Genomic DNA, 16349 nt, shown 5'->3' with positions numbered 1-16349 from the left:
ACCCCGTCCGGCCACTGCACAGTCTTGCGGTCCCGGGCCGGGACCGGGCGCGGGACATACCATGTTCCGGTCAGGAAAAAAACGACGGGGACGGATCGTTTCCCGTGACCCGTCCCCGTGCGCGCGAGAGGCGCGGCGTCAGCGCGGGACGCGCGCGACGCAGAAGACCGTCTGGCCGAACGGCGGCTTGACGAAGCGCTCGATCGTGCGGGTGAGCGGCACGACCGTCCGGTCGTAGATCTTGACGAGCTTCGGGTCGGGGTAGCCGGCGCCGCCGCGGCGGACCGCGAACCACCAGGCGATCCCGCCCAGGAAGTTGATCGGCTTGAGCACCTCGGGGACGAGCCCGGCCTCGCGGACCGAAGCCTCCAGCGTCGCCGGGGTGTACCGGGTGACGTGCCCCACCTTGCGGTCGAAGTCGCCGTAGAGCTGCATGTAGCCGGGCACCCAGATGACGATGCGGCCGCCGGGCTCGGTCACGGCGGCGAGGTCGCGCAGCGCCTGGACGTCGTCCTTGATGTGCTCCAGGACGTTCATCATCACGACGGTGTCGACCTTGCGCCGGATCTTGATGTCGGCGGGCAGCGCCAGGTCGATGACCTCGACGTCGTCGTTGCCCTCGTGGCGCTTGCGCAGCTCGGCGACGCAGTACGGGTCGTTGTCGCTGGCGACGAGGTAGTCGAGGCGCCCGGCGAACTGCTCGGAGAAGTGCCCGAGGCCGGAGCCGACCTCCAGCATGGAGCGGCCGACGTGCGGGGCGACGGTCTCGAACTCGTACTTGCGGTAGTTGCGGGCCTCGTCCCCGCCCAGGTGGTTCTCCAGCGCGCCCTCGCCCGCGGCGGGCTGGACGACGTCCCCGTCAGGGGCGGGCCCGGCGGCCGGTCCGGCCTTCTTCGGGCCGCTGCCGACGAGGTTGAGGAGGGTGCCTGCGATGGACTTCTTCTGACCGGATGGCTGCATTACTTCCCGCTCGCTGGGTGCGTTGGCGTTCGGCTTCTCGTTCGCCGGACCTTATCCCCTGTCCGCTCGGGACGGTTCGATCTCTGGCGCGAAGGTCGGGTCAGTCTATCCCCGCGCCGGCGCCGGACGCCCCCGCGTCGGCGGGACGCCCTCCCGCGGTTCAGCCGATGGTCCGGTGGACGTCCTCCCGCTCGCTCGGGCCGGGCTCCGACGGCGCGATCCACGGCCCCGGGATGGACGGGTCCAGGACGCCCTCCTCGATCCAGGCGAAGTCGCCGGCGAGGACGGCCCGCGCGAGCCTGACGTCCGTCGCGTCGGTGTTGCGCCACAGCCCGTCGAACAGCTCCTCGACGCGGACGCGCGCCTGCCGGCAGAACGCGTCGGCGAGCAGCAGCGCGGACTTCCCGGGCGCCGTCGCGGCCCCCGCGCCGTCCGCGCCCGTGCTCGCGAGCGGCCCCTCGGCGGACGCGTCGGCGTGGGCGCGCACGCAGACCGCGCTCATCGCGAACAGCTCGGCGCCGATGTCGACCATGCGGCCGAGGAACCCCTGCCGGTACTCAAGGCCGCCCTGCCAGCGCCCCGCCGCGTAGAAGGTCGACCGGGCCAGCTTGCGGGACGCCCGCTCCACGTACCGCAGGTGCCGGGCCAGCGGGCCGAACTCGGCGTAGGCGTTCGGGCGGTGCCCGGCGCCGGTGACGAGCGTCGGCAGCCAGCGCGCGTAGAATCCGCCCGCCTTCGCCGCGGCCCGTGCCTTCGCCCCGGTGGAGGCCTCCGGGTCGATGATGTCGCCGGCCACCGACAGGTGCGCGTCGACGGCCTCGCGGGCGATCAGCAGGTGCATGATCTCGCTGGAGCCCTCGAAGATCCGGTTGATGCGCAGGTCGCGCAGCAGCTGCTCGGCGGGCACGCCGCGCTCGCCGCGCGCCGCGAGCGACTCGGCCGTCTCGTAGCCGCGGCCGCCGCGCAGCTGCACCAGCTCGTCGGCGACGCGGCACGCCATCTCCGACGACCACAGCTTGGCCAGGGCCGCCTCGATCCGGACGTCGCCCCGCTCGTCGTCGGCGAGCTGGCCGGACAGGTCGAGCATCGCCTCCATCGCGTACGCGGTCGCCGCGATGAACGCGATCTTGGTGGCGACGGCCTCGTGCCCCCCGACCGGCCGGCCCCACTGCACCCGCTCCCTCGACCACTGCCGCGCGATCCCGGCGGCCCACTTGCCGCCCGCGGCGCAGATCGCGGGCAGCGACAGCCGGCCGGTGTTGAGGGTGGTCAGCGCGATCTTCAGGCCCGCGCCCTCCGCGCCGATCAGGTTCGCCTTCGGGACGCGCACGTCGTGGAACCGCGTGACGCCGTTCTCGATGCCGCGCAGCCCCATGAACGCGTTGCGGTTCTCGACGGTGATGCCGGGCGAGTCCATGTCCACGATGAACGCCGAGATGCCGCCCCGGTGCCCTTCCGACTTCGGCACGCGCGCCATCACCACGACGAGGTCGGCCACGACGCCGTTGGTCGTCCACAGCTTGACGCCGTTGAGGACGTAGTCGTCGCCGTCCGGCACGGCGGTGGCGCCCAGCCGCGCCGGGTCGGACCCGACGTCGGGCTCGGTGAGCAGGAACGCGCTGACCTCCCGGGCGCAGCGCGGCAGCCACGCGTCCTTCTGCTCGCGGGTGCCGAACATCTTGACCGGCTGCGGGACGCCGATCGACTGGTGCGCCGACAGCAGCGCGCCGAGCGCCGGGCTGACCGACCCGACGAGCATCAGCGCGCGGCCGTAGTAGAGTTGGCTGAGCCCGAGCCCGCCGTACTTCTCGGGGATCTTCATGCCGAGCGCGCCGAGGTCGCGCAGGCCCCGCACGACCTCGTCCGGGATGCGCGCCTCCCGCTCGATCCGCGCCGGGTCGACCTCGGCGGCGCAGAACCGCGAGAGCCGGGCGAGGAACTCCTCGCCCTTCGCCCGCTGGTCGTCCGGCGGACGGGGATGCGGGTGGACCAGATCGAGGCGGAGGTCGCCGAGGAACAGCTGCTTGCCGAAGCTCGGCAGCCGCCATTCGCTCTCGCGGGCCTCCTCGGCCACCTTGCGGGCCGTCCGCTCGTCGACGTGCTCGTGGGTGCGCTGGCTCATGGCATCGGAATTTCCCGTGGCCGGAGGAGGAAACCCCGCCCGCGTCGCGGCGCGCGGCCGTACAAGGCGATTCGGGGTGAGATGCAACCTTTTATGGGGGACGGCGCATCAGGAGGATGTGGAGCAGTCGAGGAGCGCGCGGACGGCGAGCCGTGACGACGAGTTCACCGCCTACGTGACGGCCCGGATGGCCTGGTTACGGCGGGTCGCGTACCTGCTGTGCCAGGACTGGCACCGGGCGGACGACCTCGTCCAGTCCGCGATCACGCGCCTGTACCTGCACTGGCGGAGGGCCTCGGCGGCCGAGAACCCCGACGGGTACGCGCGGACGGTGCTGGTCAGGGTGTTCCTCGCCGAGCAGCGGGGCGGGTGGCGGCAGCGGGTCCGGACCGTCGAGCGGATACCGGAGGAGGCCGCCGAGCCCGCCGACCACGAGGGCCGGCTGGACCTGCGGGAGGCGCTGGCGGCCCTGCCGCCGAGGCAGCGGGCCGCCGTGGTGCTGCGGTTCTACTGCGACCTGTCGATCGAGCAGGCCGCCGACGCCCTGAACTGCTCGACCGGGACGGTCAAGAGCCAGACCGCGCGCGGGCTGGACGCGCTGCGCCGCGCGCTGGAGCCGGCGCGGGATCTCGCGGAAGGGGAGAAGCGGGTATGAACGACCTCAAGGAGAGGCTGGAGCGCCTCGCGGACGCCCCCGCCCCCGCTCCGGTCGTGGACGTCGCGGCGGCGATGGCGCGGGCGCGGCGGATCCGGCGGACGAGGCGCGCCGCCGTCGCGGCCGTCGCCGTGGGGGTCGTGGCGGGCGTCGCCGGGATCACGGTGGTCCCCTCGTCTCCGGAGGAGCGTCCGAGCGCGGTGGCCGGGCCGTCCAGGTTTCCGAGCCCGCTGGTCGAGAAGGCCGCGTTCGGGTGGCTGCCCCCCGGCTACACGCGGACCCGGGTGGCACAGGACGACCAGCGTACGACGGTGTTCACGGTGTCCGCCGGGCGCGGGGCGGGCAGCACGGCGATCGAGCTGAGCGTGGGCCCTCCCGGCCTCTCGCCCGGCGTACCGCGGCTGCCGGGAGGCGGGAGAGGGCACCTGACGAAGGCCGCGCCGGTCAACGGGCGGCCCGCCTACTGGTCGATCGAGCCCGGCGGGCCGGGGTCGGACCAGGTGCCGGCCGAGTTCCGCTGGGAGTACCGGCCGAAGAGCTGGGCGGTGCTGACGGTCGGCGACCGCGCCGCGGCCGACCCGGCGACCGTCCAGCGCATCGCGGCGGGGGTGACGTTCGGAGGCGACCGCCCGGCGGCGTTCCCCGTGCGCGTCACCGGGCTCCCGGACGGGCTCAAGACGACGACGGCCTGGGTCACCACGTCCGCGGAGGCCCTGATCTCGCTCGCCGTCCCCGGCCGGGACGGCGACCTGCTCATCTCGCTGCACCCGGCCGCCGTGCGAAGGGGCGGGCCGACCCAGACCAACACCACCGTCGACGGGCATCCGGCGTTCGACACGCGGCTGCCGCACACCGGGCCGCAGATCGGTCTGGTGCCCAGGTCGGGGTCGCAGATCCTCAAGGTCTACGGAGTGCGCGGGTTCGACATCGACATCCAGGCGACCGGCGAGCCGCTGCGCCGCCTCCAGGCCGGAGGCGGGCTGACGGGCCTGTACCACCGGACCAGGCCGCTCGGCACCGACCCCGCGCGGTGGACGGCGGAACCGCTCCGCTGAGCGTCCGTTTTGTGCCTGGGGCGTAGTTCGGCGATGCTTGGGGAGTGTCAACGGAGACTCTGAACAGCGCCGCCGAGCTGCGCGCCTTCCTGCACGGCCTTCCCGGCGTGGACCGGGTGGGCGCCGAGGAGCGGGCGGCGCGGCTCGCCACCCGGTCGATCAAGACCTCGGCCAAGGCCGAGGCGATCGACCTGGCGATCTCGATGGTGGACCTGACCACGCTGGAGGGCGCGGACACGGCGGGGAAGGTGCGGGCGCTGTGCGCCAAGGCCGCCCATCCGGACCCGTCCGACGCCTCGGTGCCGAAGGTGGCCGCGGTCTGCGTGTACCCCGACATGGTCGAGGTCGCGGTCCGGGCCCTGCGCGGGACGGGGGTCGGCGTCGCGAGCGTGGCGACCGCCTTCCCCTCCGGCCGGGCGCCGATGGAGGCCAAGCTCGCCGACACCCGGGCCGCGGTGGAGGCGGGTGCCGCCGAGATCGACATGGTGATCGACCGGGGCGCGTTCCTGTCGGGGGACTACGCCAAGGTCTTCGACGAGATCGTCGCGGTCAAGGAAGCGTGCGGAGCCGCGCACCTCAAGGTGATCCTCGAGACCGGCGAGCTGGCCACCTACGACAACGTGCGGCGGGCCTCCTGGCTCGCGATGCGGGCCGGCGCGGACTTCATCAAGACCTCGACCGGGAAGGTGTCGCCCGCGGCGACGCTGCCGGTCACGCTGGTCATGCTGGAGGCCGTCCGCGACTACCGGGCCGCCACCGGGCGGCAGGTCGGGGTCAAGCCCGCGGGCGGGATCCGCACCACCAAGGACGCGATCAAGTACCTGGTGCTGGTGAACGAGACCGCCGGCCCCGACTGGCTGACGCCCGAGTGGTTCCGGCTGGGGGCCTCCTCGGTGCTGAACGACCTGCTGATGCAGCGCCGCAAGCTCGCCACCGGGGTGTACTCCGGTCCCGACTACTTCACGCTGGACTGATCATGGTTTTCGAGTACGCGCCGGCACCCGAGTCCCGGTCCGTCGTCGACATCCGCGGCTCCTACGGGCTGTTCGTCGACGGCGAGTTCACCGAGGGGCACGGCGAGCCGTTCAAGTCGATCAACCCGGCCGACGAGAGCGTCCTGGCCGACATCGCGTGCGCCGACGAGGCGGACGTCGACCGCGCCGTGCGGGCCGCCCGCACCGCCTACGACAAGGTCTGGGGCCCCATGCCCGGGACCGAGCGCGCCAAGTACCTGTACCGGATCGCGCGGATCGTCCAGGAGCGGGCGCGGGAGCTGGCCGTCCTGGAGTCGATCGACAACGGCAAGCCGATCCGCGAGTCGCGGGACGTGGACGTGCCGCTGGTGGCCGCGTGGTTCTTCTACTACGCGGGCTGGGCCGACAAGCTGCGCCACGCCGGTTTCGGGCCCGACCCGAGGCCCGTCGGGGTGGCCGGGCAGGTCATCCCGTGGAACTTCCCGCTGCTGATGCTGGCCTGGAAGATCGCCCCCGCGCTGGCGTGCGGCAACACCGTCGTCCTCAAGCCGGCGGAGACCACGCCGCTCACGGCGCTGCTGTTCGCCGACATCTGCCGCCAGGCCGAGCTTCCGCCCGGCGTGGTCAACATCGTCACCGGCGCCGGCGAGACCGGCGCGGCCCTGGTGGCGCACCCGGGCGTCGACAAGGTCGCCTTCACCGGCTCCACCGACGTCGGCCGCCAGATCGCCCGCACCCTCGCGGGGACGGGCCGGAGGCTGACGCTGGAGCTCGGCGGCAAGGCCGCCAACATCGTCTACGCGGACGCCGCGCTCGACCAGGCCGTCGAGGGCATCGTCAACGGGATCTTCTTCAACCAGGGGCACGTGTGCTGCGCCGGGTCGCGGCTGCTGGTGCAGGAGTCGGTCGCCGAGGAGGTCCTGGAGCGGCTCAAGGCGCGGATGGCGACCCTGCGGGTCGGCGACCCCCTCGACAAGAACACCGACATCGGGGCGATCAACTCCGCCGAGCAGCTGGCGCGGATCCGGGAGCTGGCCGGCGCCGGCGAGGCCGAGGGCGCCGAGCGGTGGTCGCCGCCGTGCGAGCTGCCGTCCCAGGGGTTCTGGTTCGCGCCCACCCTGTTCACCGGGGTTGCGCAATCGCACCGGATCGCCCAGGAGGAGATCTTCGGGCCCGTCCTGTCCGTGCTGACGTTCCGCACTCCGGAGGAGGCCGTCACCAAGGCCAACAACACCCCGTACGGGCTGTCGGCGGGCATCTGGACCGAGAAGGGGTCGCAGATCCTGTGGACGGCCCAGCGGCTGCGGGCCGGGGTCGTGTGGGCCAACACGTTCAACAAGTTCGACCCGGCCTCCCCGTTCGGCGGCTACAAGGAATCGGGGTTCGGCCGCGAGGGCGGACGCCACGGACTGGAGGCCTACCTCAATGCCTGACCGTCTCGCCGTCCGCAAGACCTACAAGCTGTACATCGGGGGCGCGTTCCCCCGGTCCGAATCCGGCAGGTCCTACCCCGTGACCGACTCCAAGGGCCGCTTCCTCGCCAACGCCTCCCAGGCGTCCCGCAAGGACGCCCGCGACGCCGTGGTCGCCGCCCGCAAGGCCTTCCCCGGCTGGTCCGGGCGCACCGCCTACAACCGCGGCCAGATCCTCTACCGGATCGCCGAGATGCTGGAGGGCCGCCGCGACCAGTTCGTGGACGAGCTGCGCCAGGCCGGGGCGTCGAAGGGCGCCGCCGGGACGCAGGTCGACGCCGCCGTCGACCGCTGGGTCTGGTACGCGGGCTGGGCCGACAAGCTGAGCGCCGTCGCCGGGGCCGCCAACCCCGTGTCCGGGCCGTTCTTCAACTTCTCCACGCCAGAGCCGACCGGCGTCGTCGCCGTCGTCGCGCCCGACTCACCGCTGCTCGGCCTGGTCTCCGTCCTGGCCCCGGTCATCGTGTCCGGCAACACGGCCGTGGTGGTCGCCTCCGAGCCGGCGCCGCTGCCGTCCATCACCCTGGCCGAGGTGCTGGCCACCTCCGACCTGCCGGGAGGCGTCGTCAACCTCCTCACGGGCCGCCGCACCGAGATCGCGCCCTGGCTGGCGGCCCACATGGACGTCAACGCCGTCGACCTCGCCGGCGTGCTCCCCGAGCACGTCCGGGAACTGGAGGAGAAGTCGGCCGAGAACCTCAAGAGGGTCCTGCCTCCCACGGAAGACGACTGGACGGGCGAGCCGGGAACCGCGCGTATGACCGCGTTCCTGGAGACCAAGACCGTTTGGCATCCGGTGGGCGTCTGAGTTGAAAATGACGCTGCGTGTGTAGAGGGTCACGAAGTGTGGAATAGATCTCCCCGTAACTGATCACAGTGGGGGGAGATCAGTGCCTACCAAGACCGCATCGCGTACGGCGAGCCGAGGGACGGCCGCGCGTACGAAGAGCACATCAGCGACCAAGTCCACCGCCGCCAGGAAACCGGCGGCCAGACGGACCTCGGCGGCGAAGGCGCCGTCGCGGTCCACGACCAGCCGCACGACGAGCCGCACGACCGCGGCCAGGAGCCGCACGACCGCGGCCAGGAGCAGCACGGCGAGGAAGCCGGCCGCGTCCAGCCGGTCGTCGGCCTCGTCGTCGGCGGCCGCGACCCGCGTCACCAAGGCTGCGAGCCAGGCCAAGACCGCCGCGACCCAGATGAAGTCGGTGGCGACCAAGGCCTCCTCGTCGGCCAAGGCGATGACGGCGATGACCAAGGCGATGACCAGCGCGACCAAGGCCATGTCCGACGCCGCCAAGGCGATGGACGCGGCGGCGAAGGTCATCACCACCACCGCCAAGTCGACCGGGACGCGCACCACGACGGCGCGCCGGACCGCGGCGAGCAAGAACGGCACCGGACGGCCCACGGCCCGCAAGTCCACCGCGGCGGCGTCCAGCCGCTCCAGGACGACGGCGTCGGCCCGGACGGGCACGAAGTCGACGACGGCGCGCAAGACCACGTCGAGGGCGTCCACGTCCCGCACGTCGGGCACGTCCCGGACGGCGGCCGCGTCCAAGACCGCGGGCACGGCCCGCAAGACGGCCGCGCCCAAGTCCAGGACGAGCGCCGCGCGCAAGTCGACGTCGTCGCGCACGACCGCGAGCACCAGGTCGGGCACCGCCAAGGGGTCGGCCAGATCGGGGACGACCAAGTCCGCGACCTCGGCTCGCAAGACTCCGGCGCGGACGAGCACCGCACGCACCAGTACCGCACGCACCAGTACCGCACGCACCAGTACCGCACGCACCGGTACCGCGCGGACGAGCGCGGGGCGGGCGGCCGCGGCGCGGCCCGCACCGCCCTCGTCACCGGTCGTGGAGCCGAAGACCGATCCGCTCCAGCACTCGACTCGGACGGACGGTGGTTTCCTGAGCGGGCTCACCGACCGCCTCGGCCGCGAGCACTGACGGCCGATGGACGAGAAGGACATCCTGGCCCGCATCGACCAGTACGTGGGGGAGGAGCGGCGGCTCCGGGAGCGGTACCAGCGCGACGAACTGGACCGGGAGGAGGAGCACCGGCGGCTGGAGCGGCTGGAGGTCGCGCTCGACCAGTGCTGGGACCTGCTGCGCCGCCGCCGGGCCCGGCTGGAGGCCGGTGAGGACCCCGGCGGCGCCGAGGTCCGGCCGCCGGACGAGGTCGAAGGCTACCTGCAGTGACGCCGCCTCGATCGAGGCGCCCGCTGCGGTTCGGCCTGTCCCTCGCGCCGGACTCCGCCGCTCCGCTGGTGCGCACCGCGCAGGAGGCGGACCGTTACGGGCTCGACCTGCTCGGCGTCCGCGACGAGCCGTACCGGCGCGACACCGCCGACGCGCTCACGCTGATGGCGGCCGTGCTGGCCGCCACGTCCCGGATCCGGGCCCTGCCCGCGGTGGCGTGCCTGCCGCTGCGCTCGCCCGCCGCGCTCGCCAAGGCGATCGCGACGATGGACCGGCTCAGCGGCGGCCGTGCCGAACTCGGGCTCGGCACGGGGATGTCGGCGCGCGGCATCGAGGCGTACGGGGGCCCGCGCCTGGACGGCAGGGCGTCGCGGCGGGCCCTGGAGGAGGCCGTGCAGCTCATCCGGCTGCACTGGAGCGACCAGAACGGGCTGCGGTTCGCGGGCGAGCACTACCGGTTCGCGGCCGCGCAGGCGGGCCCCGCGCCCGCGCACCAGATCGGCATCTGGCTCGGCGTCACCGGCCCGCGCGGGCTCGACCTCGCCGGACGGGTCGCCGACGGCTGGATCGCGCCGTCCTCGCTCGTCCCGCCGAAGCGGCTCGCCGAGGGGCAGCGCCGCCTCGACGACGCCGCGGCGCGGGTGGGGCGCAGGCCCGCCGAGATCCGCCGCCTCTACGTCCTCGAGGGCGTCGTTGACGGGCGGGAGTCCCGGGGCTTCCTGCACGGCCCGCCGCGCCAGTGGATCTACGAGCTGACCGAGCTGGCCGTCGGCCACGGGGTCGACTCGTTCCTGTACGGCGGCAGCCTGGAGCAGCTTCCGGTGTTCGCCCTGGAGATCGTTCCGGCCGTTCGGGAGCAGGTCACCCGCGAACGGGCGGGGGCGGCCCAGGGGAACGGCCCGGCGCGGGCCCCGGCACGGGCCGGTGAGCACTCACCGCACGGCACGAGCGTGTCGTGAAGTGAGGGCGCGCGGACCCTGGGGCGGTGCCGACAGGGCCCGCTCCGTCACATGCGTTCCGGGGTGGGGACGCCGAGGAGGCCGAGGCCGGTGACGAGCGTGCGCAGGGTCGCCGCGCACAGCGCCATCCGCGACGCCTTCGTCTCCTCGTCGGGGGCCTTCAGGACCGGGCAGTTCTCGTAGAACGTCGTGTAGGCGTCGGCGACCGAGTAGACGTAGCTCGCCAGCCGGTGCGGCTCGGCGGTCTCACCGGCCTGCTTCAGCACCGCGCCGAACCCGAGCAGCTCCAGCGCGAGCGCGCGCTCGGCCGGGTGGGTGAGCACGATCGGGCCGGTCGCCTCCTCGGGCGCGAGGCCGCCCTTCCGGAAGATCGACCGGATCCGCGCGGTCGCGTACTGCAGGTACGGGCCGGTCTTGCCGTTGAACGAGATCATCCGGTCGAGGTCGAAGACGTACTCGCTGTCGCGCGCCACCGACAGGTCGGCGTACTTCACCGCGCCCATGCCGACCGCCTCGACGATCCCGGCCCGGGCCCGGTCGTCGAACGGCTCGTCGTGCTGGATCTCGTCGAACACGGCGCCGGCCCGCTCGACCGCCTCGTCCAGCAGCTCCGACAGCTTGACGGTGCCGCCGGCCCGGGTCCGCAGGATCTTGCCGTCGGTGCCGAGGACGTTGCCGATCTGCGCGTGCTCGGCCTTGACCTCGTCGTTCAGCCAGCCCGCCATCCGCGCGACGGCGAACACCATCTGGAAGTGCAGCGCCTGCGGCGCGCCCACCACGTAGATCATCCGGTCGACGTGCTCGGTGTCGACCCGGTACCGGATCGTCGCGAGGTCGGTGGTGGAGTAGTTGTAGCCGCCGTCGCTCTTGCGGATGATCACCGGGAGGGGCTCGCCCTCCCGGCCGGTGAACCCGGGCGGGAACGCGCACAGCGCCCCGTCGCTGATGACCGCGATGCCCTTGTCCTCCAGCTCCTGGGCGGTCGGGGCCAGCAGGTCGTTGTAGTAGCTCTCGCCCTTGATGTCGTCGTCGGTGAGGGTGACGCCGAGCTGCCCGTAGACGGCGTTGAAGTACCGCTTGGAGACCTCGACGAGGATGTTCCAGAGCCGCATCGTCTCGGCGTCGCCCGCCTGGAGCGCGACGACCCGCCGCCGGGACCGGTCGGCGAACGACTCGTCGCCGTCGAACTTGTGCCGCGCGGCCTGGTAGAACGCCGTCAGGTCGCGGACGGAGGAGTCGTCGCGGGCGGCGGCGTCCTCACCGAGGTCGAGCAGGTGCTCGATCAGCATGCCGAACGGGGTGCCCCAGTCGCCGACGTGGTTGTCCCGGACGACCTCGTGCCCGAGGAAGGCCAGGATCCGCGCGATCGCGTCACCGACGATCGTGGTCCGCAGGTGCCCGACGTGCATCTCCTTCGCCACGTTCGGGGAGGAGTACTCGACGACGACCTTCTGCGGCTTGCCGGCGAGGGGGACGGCGAGCCGCTCGTCCTCCAGGGCCCGCTGCGCCTCCCCGGCGATCCACCCGTCGCTGAGCGTCAGGTTGATGAAGCCGGGACCGCTGACCCGCACGTCCGACACCACGCCGGCGGTGTCGAGGTTCGCCACGATCTCGTCGGCCACGTCTCGCGGCTTGCGGCCCAGCTTCTTGGCCAGCGGCAGCGCCACGTTGGCCTGAAGGTCGGCGAACTGCGACGGCCGGATGACCGGGTCGGTGTCCGCGTGGGACGGTCCGAAGGCGGCGCTCAGCGCGGCCTGGACCCGGGCGGCGAGTACGAGTTGCGGATCGGGCATGTTCCAAGGTTATCGGCGCCGCACCGGCCCCCGGAATCGGTTTAGCCCGAGCTAGGCCCCGGTGGGGGCTCTTTGCGGTCGGGGACGGTGTCCGCGGCGGGGGAGGGGACCTCCGGCACCTTCTCGGCGGGCCGCTCGGACGGCCTGTCGCCCGGCCTGTCGGCGGGCCTGTCGGCGGGCCTGTCGGCGGGCCTGTCGGCGTCGCGCTCGCCGTGCGTCCAGCGCCCGAACCGGGAGGTGCGGGTCGCGGCGACCTGCTCGCGGATCCGCTCGACGATCCGTCCGGCGGCCAGCCGGTGCGCGAGGTCGCAGGCCGAGGTGATGGCGCGGGCGCGGGCGGCGCCGTGCGCGATCACGACCGTCCCGTTCAGGCCGAGCAGGACGCCGCCGCCGTAGGTGTCGGGGTCGAGGCGGTCGCGCAGTTCCTGGAGGCGGCGCCGCTGGAGCAGCGCGCCCATCCGCGCGGCGGCGGTCGAGGTCATCGCGTCGCGGATCTCGGCGAACGCGGTGGCGACGGTGCCCTCCACGGTCTTGAGCGCCACGTTGCCGGTGAACCCGTCGGCGACGATGACGTCGACGCGCCCGCTGAGCAGGTCGTGGCCCTCCACGTTCCCGGCGAACTCGATGCCGTGGCTGCCGCTCGCGAGCAGTTCGTGGGCCCGCTTGGTGAGCTTGTTGCCCTTGCCCGGCTCGGCGCCGATGTTGAGCAGGCCCACGGACGGGCGGTCCACCCCGAGCAGGATCTGCGCGTACGCGGTGCCGAGCGCCGCGAACTGGACGAGCCCCTCGGGCTTGACGTCCGCGGTGGCGCCCGCGTCCAGCAGGATCGTGGGGCGCGGCCGAGTCGGGAGCGCGACCGCGATCGCCGGCCGCATCACGCCCTGCTGGCCCTTGAGCCGCAGCCGCGAGGTCGCCACCACTCCGGCGGTGCTGCCCGCCGACACCAGCGCCGACGCGCGCCCCTGCTTGATCAGGTGGCAGGCGATCGCGATGGACGAGCGGGGCTTGCGCCAGCTCGCGAGCGCGCCCTCGCCCATGTCCAGGGCCTCGTCGGCGTGCACGATGGGGATCGTGCCGAGGACGCCGTGCAGGTCGAGCTCCCGCCGGATCCGCGCGGCCCGCCCGACCAGCACCAGCCGGACGCCGTGCTCGCGAACCGCGGTCACCGCGCCCTCGATGATCTCCTCGGGGGCGTGGTCGCCGCCCATCGTGTCGACCGCGATCGGCAACGGCCGCACCGTCGCCGGGCGGCGCGGCGCGGGGCGGGGCGCCTGGGTCCGGGGCGGTGCCGTGCGCGGCGGCGCGGGGCGCCGCTCCGCCGGTCGGGGCGCCGCCGGGACGGGCGCCGCCGGGCCGGGCGCCGCCGGGACGGGCTCCGCTGGGCGGGGCGGCACGGGACGCGACGGCTCGCCAGTGCCGGTCATGGCCGCTCCAGGAGGACGAAAGGGAACACGGTGGGCCGCAAGAACGCAGCTCATCGCATCGTATGGCGTCCTTTCACCTGCCTTGGCGCCCCACGCCCGGAGTGGCGATCCTCACGCCGCCCGCCCTAGCCGTCCTTGTTGAGGCAGTCGGCGCCCAGGCAGTCGGCGTTCTCCACGACCGGGCGGCCGCCCACGAGGATCGTGTAGTTGTTCTTGCTGCTCTCCTGCTCGCCGGTCCCGATGACCTCGACCGGCTTCCTGTCGGCGGTCGTGCCGGTACAGGAGACCCGCATCTTCTTCTTCGTCCAGCCCGGCAGGTCGGTGCACCGCAGCGGCGCCCCCAGTTGCACGCCGTGCTTGTGCAGCTCGGCGGCGGCGGTCACGGGGAGCGCCCTTCGCAGCGCGCCCTGCGTCTTGTACTGCAGTTCCTGGCCGCCCGACAGCAGCAGGAACGCGCCGCCGCTGACGGCGGCGACCACGAAGAGCGCTGCGGACGCCAGGATCATGGCCTTCCTGCGGCCGATCTTGAGGCGCGGCATCTTCACGCTGGGAATCTTCACACCCGCTACGTCACCGACCGTACGGGGTCATATGCGTTCGGTGGTGGGTTTTTCCCTTGAGTATGCGGATTCGTTGCCAGGTCAGCCGTTCGGATGCTCGCAGCCGAGCCCGAGGCAGTCCTTGCGGAGCACCTCGCGCCCGCCGACGGTGACGACGTAGGACTCCAGCGGGCGTTCGGTGTCGGCGTCGTGGGCGACGCCCTCCACGACGACCGGCTCCCCGGTCGAGGTCACGGCCGTGCAGTCGACCCGCACCACGGAGTCGGTCTCGCGGCCCGGGGACTCGCACTCGGGGCGCTCCTGCAACTCGATGCCCCGCGCGGCCAGTTCGTCCACGACCCCGTCGGTGACGGCGTTGCGGTAGGCCCCGTCCGAGATCCGCTGCATGACCTTGCAGCCGGACATCGTCAGGGCGAGCAGCACGGCGAGCACGACGGGGGGAAGGCGTCTCACGCGGCCCCCTCCAGGCGGTCGAGGGCGGCGACCGCGTCGGCGACGGCGTCGGGACGGTCGAGGGCGACCATGTGCAGGGCGTCCGGCAGTTCGATCCGGGTGCCGTGCGGGCTCATGGAGGCGAGCCGCGCGTGCGCCTCGGCCCAGCGGCGCTTGCGGTCGTCGCCGTCCACGTCCCCGAGCGCGGTCACCACGGCCAGCGGGACGGGCGGGAAGGGGCGGCGCCCGCGCAGCCCGGCCAGGTCGGCGGCCATCTCCCGGTAGGCGAGATCCTCGGCGAGGACCGTGCCGACCACCGTGCCGCGCCCGTACACCGAGCGCACGACCGCCTCGGGGGCGGTGTCGCCGCGGCGGCTGGTGCGCCTCAGGATCGCCCGGCGCCCGAACGGCCCGGCGACCCTCGCCAGCCGGGTGGCGCCGAGCACCGCGCCCGCCGCCGTGGCGAGCGGGGTCAGCGCGGCGGCCAGCCGCACGGGCACCCACGCCTCGTGCTCGTAGCTCGGGTCGAGCAGCACCAGGCCCCGCACGAGCCTCGGACGCGTCCTCGCGAGCGCCTCGGCGGCGAACGCGGCCATCGAGTGCGCGAGGACCGCCACCGGCCGGCCCGCCCGCCGCGCCAGCGCCTCCAAGATCGCGGTGTCGCGGCGCAGCGACGGCGGCGCGGTCGCGGACGGGCTGAGCCCGAGGCCCGGACGGTCGAAGACGGTCACCCGGTGCCCCTCCCGGAGCAGCGCGACGGACGGCTCCCAGTCGAACCAGGCGCCGCCGAGCCCGGAGGCGAGCAGCAGCGGCGGCCCGTCCGCCGGACCCGACTCGACGACGTGCACCTGCTCGCGCCCCACGTTGACGATCTCGCCCACGCCGCCCGCCTCCCCGTCCGCGCGACTCACAGGCACGCCCCCTCCGGCGCCGCCGAGGTCTCCCGAGCCTCCCGCGCCGCGCCGCGCCGGTCGGAGTACAGCGCCCACGCGATGGTCAGCAGCCCCAGGCACAGGATGCCGATCTGGACGCGCTGGACGATCCCGAGCCACTGGCCGACGTACATCGCCACCAGGGTGCCCAGCGCGGCGACCGACTCGGCGAGCGCCAGCAGCCAGCCCCAGCGCGCCAGGGCGGGCCACCAGCCGTACCGGCGGGCGGCGAGCGACAGCAGCAGCAGCGCCGCCACCCCGCAGACGATCACGGCGCTGCTGGTCACCGAGTGGAACTCGTGGGAGAAGGACACGTGCTCGGAGCGCTCCCGGAGGGCGCACCAGGTCTCCAGGCTCGGGGCGCAGTCCAGGGGGAAGGACGCGTCGCCGATGGCGCACACGCCGAACAGGCCGAGGAACACCCACCCGGCCGTGGCGAGGGGCTTGCGGGTGAGCCTGCGCAGCGTCCCGGCGGCCACCAGGATCGACAGCACGCCGGTGACGAGGTCGCCGGCGCTGTAGACGAGGTGGTACGGCTGGTCGGAGGCCGAGAGCTCGCTCACGTAGCCGTTGAAGAAGTCCAGCTTGGGGCTGAGGAGGTTCTCCAGCAGGAAGCTGGCGTAGGTGATCGACGCCAGCCCGGCGAGGACGATCAGGCGCATGGGGACGGCACCCGGCCCGCCCCGCTCGTCAAGGTCCACCCGGCCCCCTCACGCCCGCACGGGTTCCCGCGCGCCGATCGGTCCTACCCGCCCCAGTATTTCCGAACCGGTCGCGGCTGTGTGACCTGGGTGGGCGTTAGCGGAG

16 protein-coding genes are annotated in these 16349 nt (G+C 73.5%); 7 read left to right on the top strand and 9 right to left on the bottom strand.

Annotation, left to right across the window (positions count from 1 at the left end; translation table 11 throughout):
• Positions 1 to 138 precede the first annotated feature (138 nt).
• Together FKD65_RS17430 and FKD65_RS17425 are read right to left on the bottom strand one after the other, a co-directional pair.
• A complete protein-coding gene (locus FKD65_RS17430) occupies positions 139 to 960 on the bottom strand; it encodes a bifunctional 2-polyprenyl-6-hydroxyphenol methylase/3-demethylubiquinol 3-O-methyltransferase UbiG (RefSeq protein WP_141578488.1) in 822 nt (273 codons plus the stop codon).
• 160 nt (positions 961 to 1120) lie between these two features.
• Positions 1121 to 3082, bottom strand: coding sequence for an acyl-CoA dehydrogenase family protein (locus tag FKD65_RS17425; RefSeq protein WP_141578487.1), 1962 nt, complete (start codon positions 3080 to 3082; stop codon positions 1121 to 1123).
• A 118-nt stretch (positions 3083 to 3200) separates the two neighbouring features.
• Here FKD65_RS17425 and FKD65_RS17420 point away from each other — a divergent pair, with 118 nt between their 5' ends.
• Genes FKD65_RS17420 through FKD65_RS17400 form a run of 5 tightly spaced genes read left to right on the top strand, consistent with a single transcriptional unit; the run spans position 3201 to position 8046 of the window.
• Positions 3201 to 3737, top strand: coding sequence for a SigE family RNA polymerase sigma factor (locus tag FKD65_RS17420; RefSeq protein WP_240810201.1), 537 nt, complete (start codon positions 3201 to 3203; stop codon positions 3735 to 3737).
• On the top strand, positions 3734 to 4792 hold the full coding sequence (locus tag FKD65_RS17415) for a hypothetical protein (protein WP_141578485.1): 1059 nt from the start codon (positions 3734 to 3736) through the stop codon (positions 4790 to 4792). Before FKD65_RS17420 ends, FKD65_RS17415 begins: the two co-directional genes overlap by 4 nt.
• Before the next feature lie 44 nt (positions 4793 to 4836).
• Positions 4837 to 5766, top strand: a complete 930-nt coding sequence (gene deoC / locus FKD65_RS17410; RefSeq protein WP_141578484.1) for a deoxyribose-phosphate aldolase — start codon at positions 4837 to 4839, stop codon at positions 5764 to 5766.
• 2 nt (positions 5767 to 5768) lie between these two features.
• Positions 5769 to 7199 (top strand): aldehyde dehydrogenase family protein, encoded by a 1431-nt coding sequence (locus FKD65_RS17405; RefSeq protein ID WP_141578483.1) that lies wholly within the window; start codon positions 5769 to 5771, stop codon positions 7197 to 7199.
• Complete coding sequence (locus tag FKD65_RS17400) at positions 7192 to 8046, top strand: aldehyde dehydrogenase (RefSeq protein WP_141578482.1); 855 nt, start codon at positions 7192 to 7194, stop codon at positions 8044 to 8046. The genes FKD65_RS17405 and FKD65_RS17400 overlap by 8 nt, the downstream gene beginning before the upstream one ends.
• Before the next feature lie 63 nt (positions 8047 to 8109).
• On the opposite strand, the gene FKD65_RS17395 is transcribed toward FKD65_RS17400, so the two are convergent.
• Entirely contained in the window at positions 8110 to 9165 is a 1056-nt protein-coding gene (locus tag FKD65_RS17395; RefSeq protein WP_141578481.1) for a hypothetical protein, read from the bottom strand.
• Positions 9166 to 9196: 31 nt separating this feature from the next.
• Here FKD65_RS17395 and FKD65_RS17390 point away from each other — a divergent pair, with 31 nt between their 5' ends.
• The gene (locus FKD65_RS17390; RefSeq protein WP_141578480.1) at positions 9197 to 9442 is read left to right on the top strand and encodes a DUF2630 family protein; all 246 of its coding nucleotides are present in this window, start codon (positions 9197 to 9199) and stop codon (positions 9440 to 9442) included.
• Positions 9439 to 10401, top strand: coding sequence for an LLM class flavin-dependent oxidoreductase (locus FKD65_RS17385; protein WP_141578479.1), 963 nt, complete (start codon positions 9439 to 9441; stop codon positions 10399 to 10401). The genes FKD65_RS17390 and FKD65_RS17385 overlap by 4 nt, the downstream gene beginning before the upstream one ends.
• A 47-nt stretch (positions 10402 to 10448) precedes the next feature.
• Here FKD65_RS17385 and argS read toward each other — a convergent pair whose 3' ends face one another.
• The 6 genes from argS to FKD65_RS17355 all read right to left on the bottom strand — a co-directional run bounded on the left by argS (position 10449) and on the right by FKD65_RS17355 (position 16243).
• Positions 10449 to 12194 (bottom strand): arginine--tRNA ligase, encoded by a 1746-nt coding sequence (gene argS / locus FKD65_RS17380; RefSeq protein WP_141578478.1) that lies wholly within the window; start codon positions 12192 to 12194, stop codon positions 10449 to 10451.
• 41 nt (positions 12195 to 12235) lie between these two features.
• Complete coding sequence (gene plsX / locus FKD65_RS17375; RefSeq protein WP_302931605.1) at positions 12236 to 13618, bottom strand: phosphate acyltransferase PlsX; 1383 nt, start codon at positions 13616 to 13618, stop codon at positions 12236 to 12238.
• Between the two features lie 125 nt (positions 13619 to 13743).
• Positions 13744 to 14157: a hypothetical protein gene (locus FKD65_RS17370; protein WP_141586900.1), complete on the bottom strand. Its 414-nt coding sequence runs from the start codon at positions 14155 to 14157 to the stop codon at positions 13744 to 13746.
• Positions 14158 to 14259: 102 nt separating this feature from the next.
• Positions 14260 to 14631, bottom strand: coding sequence for a hypothetical protein (locus FKD65_RS17365; RefSeq protein WP_141578477.1), 372 nt, complete (start codon positions 14629 to 14631; stop codon positions 14260 to 14262).
• The gene (locus FKD65_RS17360; RefSeq protein WP_240810200.1) at positions 14628 to 15521 is read right to left on the bottom strand and encodes an alpha/beta fold hydrolase; all 894 of its coding nucleotides are present in this window, start codon (positions 15519 to 15521) and stop codon (positions 14628 to 14630) included. Before FKD65_RS17360 ends, FKD65_RS17365 begins: the two co-directional genes overlap by 4 nt.
• Positions 15518 to 16243, bottom strand: a complete 726-nt coding sequence (locus FKD65_RS17355; RefSeq protein ID WP_240810199.1) for a DUF998 domain-containing protein — start codon at positions 16241 to 16243, stop codon at positions 15518 to 15520. Before FKD65_RS17355 ends, FKD65_RS17360 begins: the two co-directional genes overlap by 4 nt.
• Positions 16244 to 16349 lie beyond the last annotated feature (106 nt).

This window comes from Actinomadura sp. WMMA1423, from assembly GCF_006547145.1.
Taxonomy (GTDB): Bacteria; Actinomycetota; Actinomycetes; order Streptosporangiales; family Streptosporangiaceae; genus Spirillospora.
This window is presented reverse-complemented; position numbering and strand designations above follow the sequence as displayed.